Origin of the sequence: Gordonia sp. (in: high G+C Gram-positive bacteria), assembly GCF_012515855.1 — a bacterium.
Lineage (GTDB): Bacteria > Actinomycetota > Actinomycetes > Mycobacteriales > Mycobacteriaceae > Gordonia.
Genome location: NZ_JAAYXO010000178.1, coordinates 1 through 2,985 on the forward strand (window position 1 = coordinate 1; position 2,985 = coordinate 2,985).

The 2,985-nt window shown below is 66.5% G+C and carries 3 protein-coding genes; all 3 read left to right on the plus strand.

The window, feature by feature from the left end; translation table 11 throughout:
• Positions 1–890: toprim domain-containing protein (locus GX543_RS12900; RefSeq protein ID WP_290852381.1), on the plus strand; the 890-nt coding region annotated here is incomplete at its 5' end.
• A 208-nt stretch (positions 891–1,098) separates the two neighbouring features.
• Positions 1,099–1,908, plus strand: a complete 810-nt coding sequence (locus GX543_RS12905; protein ID WP_290852383.1) for a GntR family transcriptional regulator — start codon at positions 1,099–1,101, stop codon at positions 1,906–1,908.
• A 61-nt stretch (positions 1,909–1,969) separates the two neighbouring features.
• Positions 1,970–2,985 (plus strand): sulfatase-like hydrolase/transferase (locus GX543_RS12910; RefSeq protein WP_290852384.1); only part of this gene is annotated, 1,016 nt, incomplete at its 3' end.

A 2,985-nucleotide genomic window follows, 5' to 3' on the forward strand; every position in this document is an offset into this window, starting at 1 on the left:
CGATCCGCTCGCTGGTCCAGAAGGTGTGCCACGAGCGACTGTCGGAGTGGTTCGACGCCAATCCCGCCGAAGCCAAGGCGATCGTCACGAAAGCAGCGGCGTCGGCACGGGCCCGCATCGCGGCCCGCAGCGCCCGGGAACTGGTGCGCCGCAAGACCGCCGGAGCACTGGGCGGCCTGCCCGGGAAGCTGGCCGACTGCCGGAGCAACGACGCCGAGCGCAGCGAGATCTTCATCGTCGAGGGGGATTCGGCGGGCGGGAGTGCCAAGTCGGGTCGTGACTCGATGTACCAGGCGATCCTGCCCATCAGGGGCAAGATCATCAACGTCGAGAAGACCCGGATCGACCGCGCGCTCAAGAACACCGAAGTCCAGTCGATCATCACCGCGTTCGGCACCGGGGTGCGCGACGAGTTCGACCTGAGCAAACTGCGCTACCACAAGATCGTGCTGATGGCCGACGCCGATGTCGACGGCCGGCACATCTCCACCCTGCTGATGACGCTGCTGTACCGGTTCATGCGCCCCCTCATCGAGCACGGACACGTGTATCTGGCGCAACCACCGCTGTACAAGCTCAAATGGCCCAAAGGGGTGGTCGACTACGCGTACACCGACCGGCAGCGCGACCGCTTGCTCGAGGCGGGCCGCGCCGCCGGTCGACGGATGAGCGAGGACGGCATCCAGCGTTACAAGGGCCTGGGGGAGATGAGTGCGAGCGAACTGTGGGAAACCACGATGGATCCGGACACCCGGATGCTGCGCCGGCTGACGGTGAGCGACGCCGCGTTCGCCGATGAACTCTTCTCGATCCTGATGGGGGAAGACGTCGACGCGCGTCGCGGGTTCATCACCGCGAACGCCGGCGACGAGCGGTTCCTCGACATCTGACGACCGGTACCGGCACGGCCGGCCCGCGGCGTACGACGCCCGGGCCGGCCGTTCGTCGTGCCGGGCACCGTTCACTGGGTGGCGTTTCTCGGTGCATTCGGCCGCAGAGAGTGCGCAGGCCAGCACGGTTAGGGCCCGCGAAAGCGGCGTAATCAGGCGATAACGTCACAGCAAATCGGGCGGAACGGGCCGCTGCGAATCTTGGTCCATGACCTCGAGACCACGGATTCCACCCAAGGACTTCCCCCGGCCTCCCGCCCGCCGGTACGAAGGCAGGCGCGAAGACGCCTCGCGATGGGTCCGCGACAGTCTGCGCACGCAGATCCTCGAGGGACAGTTCGGTGGCATCGGAGCGCCCCGCCCGATGCTGCCGCCGGAGAACGAGCTCGCCGGCGAGATGGGCGTGAGCCGCAACGTGATTCGCGAGGCCCTCGATCTCCTGCGCGCGGAGGGACTGATCACCCGGGTCCAGGGCGCGGGCACGTTCGTCACCGGCGCCAAGCTCCGGCAGCCGATCGACCGGCTCGTCGGTCTGGCCGAGTCCCTGGCCGGGCATCAACTGAAAGTGGCCAATCGCGTCCTGGCAGTGCACCGGTCGACCGCCACACCGTTGATCGCCGCCAAGCTTCAACTGCCGGAAGGCAACCCGATCGCTTTCATCGAGCGACTGCGGTCAGTGGCCAATGTGCCGCTGTCCCTGGACACGTCGGCGCTGCGGCCCGAGGCCATGGAGGCTTTCGAGGGGGAGGATCTGGAGAACCAGGACGTCTTCTCCATCCTCGAACGCAAGCTCGGTGCCCGCCTGGGCGAGGCCGAGAACACCATCGAGGCCGTCGCCGCCGACCGTGGAACGGCGCGGCACCTGGAGATCAAGCCCGGTGAACCGATCCTGTTGCTGCAGAGGCTCACCCGCCTGGCGGACGGCACTCCCTTCGACCTGGAATCGGTCCGCTACCGGGCCGACCGCGTCTCACTGTTCTCCGTCAACCCCCGCACCACCGGGCCGCCGCTCGACTGAGTCCGCGGACAGACCCCTGACCAGTACACGAGAAGAACCTCAATAGAAAGGAAGCGCCATCATGGCCTCATCCTCTGATCGACCGAACATCGTCTACTTCCACGTGGACAACCTCGGTCTCGGCGAACTCGGCTGTTACGGCGGCGGCATCCTGCGCGGTGCTGACACCAAGAACATCGACACCTTCGCCAAGGACAGCCTCAAACTCTCGCACTTCGTCGTCGAGCCGCAGTGCACCCCGACGCGGTCGGCGTTGATGACCGGCCGCTACCCGATCCGTTCGGGCAACCACACGATCGCACTCGGCGGCAACGCCGGCGGTCTGGTCGCCTGGGAACGCACGATGGGCGACATCTTGTCGGAGGCCGGCTATGCGACGGCCTGCTACGGCAAGTGGCACATCGGTGCCGAGGACGGTCGCTGGCCGACCGACCACGGATTCGACGAGTGGTACGGGCCCGCCCGCACGTACGACGAATGCCTGTGGCCCGACGACCCCTGGTACGTGGGTGAGCGAGACGGCTGGTCGTACATGTACGACGGCACCAAGGCCGACGGCGTCCGCACCACCGACGAACAGCTCACCGTGGAGCTGAAAGGTCAAATGGATGCCGAATACGACCGTCGCGCAAAGGACTTCATGGAGCGGGCCGTCGCCGACGACAAGCCGTTCTTCCTCTACCACAACCACTCGCTGCTTCACTTCCCCATCGAGGTGCGCGAGGAGTTCAAGGGCAAGAGCGACAACGGCGACTGGGGTGACGCGCTGCTCATGCTCGACGCGGACTTCCAGAGCATCCTGGACAAGCTCGACGAGCTCGGCGTCGCCGACAACACCATCGTCGTCTTCGCCGGTGACAACGGGCCGGAGGACCACCTCGCCGGTCGCGGAACCGCGGGCTTCTTCGACGGCTCGTACTTCAGCTCGGCCGAGGGCGGGATCCGGACACCGGCGATCATCCGCTGGCCGGGCCACGTGAAGCCGCGGGAAAGCAACGAGATGATGCACGTCACCGACATGTTCACCACTCTGCTGCGATACGCGGACTGCGACATCCCCGACGACCGGCTGATCGA

Coding starts and splice junctions, on each gene's coding strand:
- GX543_RS12905 (WP_290852383.1), top strand. CDS start 1,099: ATGACCTCGAGACCACGGATTCCACCCAAGGACTTCCCCCGGCCTCCC.